The organism is Schnuerera sp., from assembly GCF_035459645.1.
Lineage (GTDB): Bacteria > Bacillota > Clostridia > Tissierellales > Tepidimicrobiaceae > Schnuerera.
Genome location: NZ_DATHXO010000322.1, coordinates 1 through 5,133 on the forward strand (window position 1 = coordinate 1; position 5,133 = coordinate 5,133).

Sequence of the window (5,133 nt, forward strand, 5' to 3'; positions counted from 1 at the left end):
CTACAACAAATTAAAAACTGAAGGAATAGGAATTTCAACAGTATATAGAAATATAAATCTTTTTGTAGATCTAGATATATTGAAAGAGTTCAAAATCGATGAAACAAGCTATTATGAATTAAAAATGTATGCTAAAAAACCTCTACATATACATTTTAAATGTGAAGAATGTGAAAATTTAATTGATATAAAAGATAGAGATATTATTTTAAAATATTTAAAAATAAATAACTCTATTGAAAAGAAATACGGAATCCAAATAAATGATCTTGATATTATGTTCCATGGATTATGTAGTAATTGCATTGATAAAAAATTAAAAGCAGTTAAGTAGCCTTAGTTTCCCATTGAATCAAAGAAACTAAGGCTAAGGATTTTAATTATTTTTTATTTTTTTCTATATTTAACCATACCTTTATGGACTACAAAACCGATTACTCCAAGGATAATTATAAAAGGCAATAAGTAGATCAATAATATGACCAATTTTTCCAATGTATTTTTAAAGAAATATAGAGAATCATTAAAAGCATCTAAAATTTTTGAACCAAAGGAAGTATCTAGAGTGGTTGAACTAGTTAGTTTTTCAACTTCTTGGAGATATATATTAATGGTGCTAAAATCTACTTTATCATCTAAGTCCATTAAACTAGATTTCAATCTTTCTTTATCATATATGACCTCACTTAATTGTTCTTCTAAAGCTATAATATCCTCTATTTTATTCGCCTTTTCCATAAGAGTTAGAATTCGTTCTTCTTTTACTTCAATAACTTTCAATCTGGATTCTGTATCAGTATATTGTTTTGTCACATCTTGCTTATTAGTGCTTTCCCAAGTCTTGTTCCCTATTTCATTTAAATCAGATTTAAAACTTTGAATACTTTCCTTAGGAACTCTAATAACAAAATCACCATTTCTAAAGTTTCTAGAACTATAGGATATATTAGAATACTCTACATAAGCTTTATGTTTTTCTATAATATTAATTAATTCATCATTAGATTGTTCAAATTCAGTAGTTTCAAGCCTTAGCTCAACTGTAGTAATAACCTTTTCTGGTTCTAGTGGACTAGTAGATTCGCCTCCAAACTCTGCTTCTTCACTTTCAGAAGGCTCAGAAGAAGCGGAATCTGATACAGCCGTATCTACAGAAGAATTTTCACTTTTTCCTGCACTACAACCAACTACAATAGATAAAACTAATACTATACTAACAAAAACAAGGATTGTTTTTTTGAAACTCTTCATTATCCTCACCCCTTTGATACGATTATACAATATAAAGACAATAAAAATGCTACAAAATAGTTACATTATCATAAGTTTTTTAAATATTTAAAAAATAAACATTTATACAAAAGTATTGTATAATAGTATATGGTACTAAAACCTAGTAACTAAATATATTTTAGTAATAATTAAGAATTATATTATTTATTAGTAAAGAATTTATTTTGCAACTATATTGTAAAGGAGTGTGAATGGATGATTAATCAAACTAATGTAAATAAGGTGGATGCTAGTCAAAAATATGGTATTGAATCTAGATCAGATACAAAATTAAAAAAAGCTGTAAGCTTAGAGGGTTTTGTATGCTTGGCAATATTAACTGGATTTTTTGCTATTCTAGGAAGTAAAATGGGTTTGATAAATGCAATAAATACTTTATTAAATACAGCTTACGATTTACTTATGAACACAGTATTTCAGATAATGGCTATAGCAGTTATAGCAGGCGCAATAGCTAGTATATTAACAGAGTTTGGTGTTATTTCATTAGTGAACAAACTATTATCTCCATTGATGAAACCCCTTTATGGGTTACCTGGAGCAAGCATTATAAGTATATTTACAACATATTTATCAGATAATCCAGCAGTATTAACTTTAGCCGAAGATAAAAGATTTCGTAGATATTTTAAGAAATATCAATTACCAGCATTAACTAATATTGGGACATCCTTTGGTATGGGATTAATAGTTACCATATATATGATGGGACTTTCTAACTCCAGTGGAGAAAATTTTATCCTAGCAGCAATAATAGGGAATATTGGTGCTATAATAGGCAGTATAGTTTCAGTTCGTTTAATGCTTTTACATACAAAAAAAATATATGGTACAGAACTTGAAGCTGAGGAATCAAGTACAACTGATTATGATATAGTAGAGTATCGTGAAATTAGAGAAGGAAATGTAGCTGAAAGAATAATGGATACAATTCTGGAAGGTGGAGCTTCTGGAGTAAAAGTAGGGTTTGCAATTATTCCAGGAGTTTTAATTATATGTAGCATTGTTATGATTTTATCAAATGCAGCACCAGAAACTGGAGTATATACAGGGGCAGCCTATGAAGGAGTAAATTTCTTCCCTTGGATAGGTGAAAAAATTAGTTTTATCACGACGCCTCTTTTCGGTTTTACTTCTGCAGCTGCCATTTCCGTTCCAATTACAGCTTTAGGTGCAGCAGGAGCAGCTATAGGGCTAGCCTCAACTATGGTTAATAATGGATTAGCCCACGCTAACGATGTGGCAGTATTTACAGCTATGTGTATGTGTTGGAGTGGATATTTGAGTACACATGTAGCCATGATGGATGGATTAAACTTTAGAAATTTAACAGGGAAAGCCATATTTAGCCATACCATAGGTGGAATATGTGCGGGAGTAGCTGCAAATTGGATTTATAAATTGGTAATGATATTTATGTAGAAAAGAAACTCCATATTTGAATTAAATAAATCAAATATGGAGGAATTATTTTTAAAGGATACCTAGATAATTACCAATATTAGCTTTTTCATCTATAACACCTTTAATATTTGAAGTTTTAGAACTCATAATAACGGTTACTCCTGGGCCATGACCAGATTTAATACAATCGCTATGTACTATAACCCCAATAGAAACAGAACCTTTTAAATATTGTCTACCATTAGTGTTATCACAATCTTTTAATAAAACTAAATCGCCAAATCTTAGTTTATTAATTCCGAATTTTTCATTGGCATTTTTGTCTCCAGTCATAATATCATAGTCTCCAGAAAAAGCAGTAGCACTTCCAACTCCGGAACCCATTAGATAAGCAGGTATTTCTGTAACTACAGGAACTTCCAAAATTCCCTCTGAATTTTCTTTAATATTTAACTTTTCAAATAGGTTAGGATCGATATTCATACACTTAATATCATCAAAACTTTCTATTGCAAGGCCTTGTCCAAAACCTTTTACTAAAATAGTGTCTCCAATAGCCATTTTTTCTAAATCTTCATCATTAAAGTATATTAAAGTATGATCAATTCCACCATGCATACCTGTTACAAAACCTTTAGCACCTTTTGCTTCACCAGTTATAACTTTGGCTTCATTTCCAATACATGCTAGAAGCATTAGAGCTTTGTTGTTAGCAGCATTATCGTTTTTAATACTAACACCAGGTTCAATATGATCTCCTACCCATTTCATACAAGAGTCTCCAACTTTTACATTGTAACAAATGCCACCAGTTGCTGGAAGTATATGAGCCAAACCTTCCTGATCAATCCTATAGGGATTATTACCAGTAGCAGGACTGGAGATTTTACCTTGCACTGATTGGATGACTAAATTGTCTTTATTCGTCTTAATCATGAATTATGCCTCCTTTAAATTGTTAATATAAATATATTGTATCATTATTAGGATATTTGTTCTACAATTTTGAAAATATTAGTACAACTATCTTATTGACAAGTTGAGACCTCTTATGTAATATTGTATTACAAAGGAGGTTTTTTTCATGTCGAAGGATCTAGAAATTGGAAAAAAGATAAAAACAATTAGAAAAGAAAAAAGATTAAGCCAATCAAAAGTAGTAGAAAAACTTATACAAAAAGATATAAATATGAGTAGAGAAACATTAAGTAAAATTGAAAATAACAATAGATCCATTTCTGCCATAGAATTAAAAGCAATATCAGAAGTACTAAATATGGAAATAGGTGATTTCTTTGACGAAGAAGAACCAGAAGATTTAGTGACATTTTTTAGAAAGAGAAATTTCTCTAAAGAATCATTAAAAGAAATATCTAAGTTTCAAGATATGGTAAGAATACTTTTGAACCACGAGAAAATATATAAAGGAGAATAATAATAGATAGTTGTTAAGGAAGGATGAGAAATTTTGGAGAAAATAAATATTCCAGATGAATTATTTAGACTTAAGATAAAAGAATTAGCAGAAGAAGTAAGGATTAAATTTGCTAAAAAAGGACTGGCTGATATATTTGATATTCTTTCAGAAACAGCATTTTTGATTAGAAAACCTTTAGATATTGAAGGACTTTCTGGATTTATTACTCATTTAGATAAACGATTCATAGTATATTTAAACAGTAGTTTCACCTTAGGCCACGAACGATATACAGGAGCCCATGAACTATACCATATAATATATAATGAAGGTATACTAAAAAAGGAAAAAATTTTTTTAGACAAACAAAAACACAAAGAAGAAGAGACAAAAGCCGATGTATTTGCTGCAGAATTTCTAATGCCGGAAGACTATGTGAAGGAGATATTTTATAAATTTGTAAATGTAGATAAAAAAGAAATCAAACCTAAACATATAGTGCGAATGCATAACTTTTTCAAGGTAAGCTATAAAGCAATGCTAAAAAGGCTTATACAACTCAACCTTTGCTCATTGAATAAATACTCGGAACTTATTGATATTGCATCTCTAGAAAACAAAGATAAACTTCAATCTTTAACCAAAGAAGAAGGATATAGTATTAACTTAATTGTTCCATCTAAAGAAAACTATATCCCTAAAGAATATTTAATATACATTAAAGCTAATTATGAAAATAAGAAGATATCCTATAATGAGTTAGAAAAAACCCTAGATTTTATTGGGCTGACTCCAGAAGAACTAGGATATGTAGAAAATAAAATATAATCTAGAGGAAAGCCTAAGCTTTAAGCAGAGGCTTTTTTTATGCGGCAATAAAAAAGTAATGAAATAACTTAGTATTATTAGCATACGTTATAAGAATTTTTTTGTGGGTATAATATAGACAATGAAGATTCAAAATATTTTGGATAATCTATGATGTTTATTTTTCAATGTTTATCATTATAAAAATCTAG

At 29.2% G+C, this 5,133-nt stretch carries 6 protein-coding genes; 4 read left to right on the forward strand and 2 right to left on the reverse strand.

The features are described from left to right. The coding region (locus tag VK998_RS07570; protein WP_325227250.1) for a Fur family transcriptional regulator at window positions 1-334 on the forward strand (334 nt) is incomplete at its 5' end. A gap of 53 nt (window positions 335-387) precedes the next feature. On the opposite strand, the gene VK998_RS07575 is transcribed toward VK998_RS07570, so the two are convergent. Next, window positions 388-1,251 (reverse strand): DUF4349 domain-containing protein, encoded by an 864-nt coding sequence (locus tag VK998_RS07575; protein ID WP_325227253.1) that lies wholly within the window; start codon window positions 1,249-1,251, stop codon window positions 388-390. Between the two features lie 237 nt (window positions 1,252-1,488). On the opposite strand from VK998_RS07575, the gene VK998_RS07580 reads away from it, so the two are divergent. After that, entirely contained in the window at window positions 1,489-2,715 is a 1,227-nt protein-coding gene (locus VK998_RS07580; protein WP_325227255.1) for a CD0519/CD1768 family membrane protein, read from the forward strand. Between the two features lie 51 nt (window positions 2,716-2,766). On the opposite strand, the gene VK998_RS07585 is transcribed toward VK998_RS07580, so the two are convergent. Then, window positions 2,767-3,633, reverse strand: coding sequence for a DUF4438 domain-containing protein (locus tag VK998_RS07585; RefSeq protein WP_325227259.1), 867 nt, complete (start codon window positions 3,631-3,633; stop codon window positions 2,767-2,769). 148 nt (window positions 3,634-3,781) lie between these two features. On the opposite strand from VK998_RS07585, the gene VK998_RS07590 reads away from it, so the two are divergent. Beyond that, a complete protein-coding gene (locus tag VK998_RS07590; RefSeq protein WP_025641639.1) occupies window positions 3,782-4,132 on the forward strand; it encodes a helix-turn-helix domain-containing protein in 351 nt (116 codons plus the stop codon). A 33-nt stretch (window positions 4,133-4,165) separates the two neighbouring features. Beyond that, entirely contained in the window at window positions 4,166-4,942 is a 777-nt protein-coding gene (locus tag VK998_RS07595) for an ImmA/IrrE family metallo-endopeptidase (RefSeq protein WP_025641638.1), read from the forward strand. The last annotated feature ends 191 nt before the right edge of the window (window positions 4,943-5,133 follow it).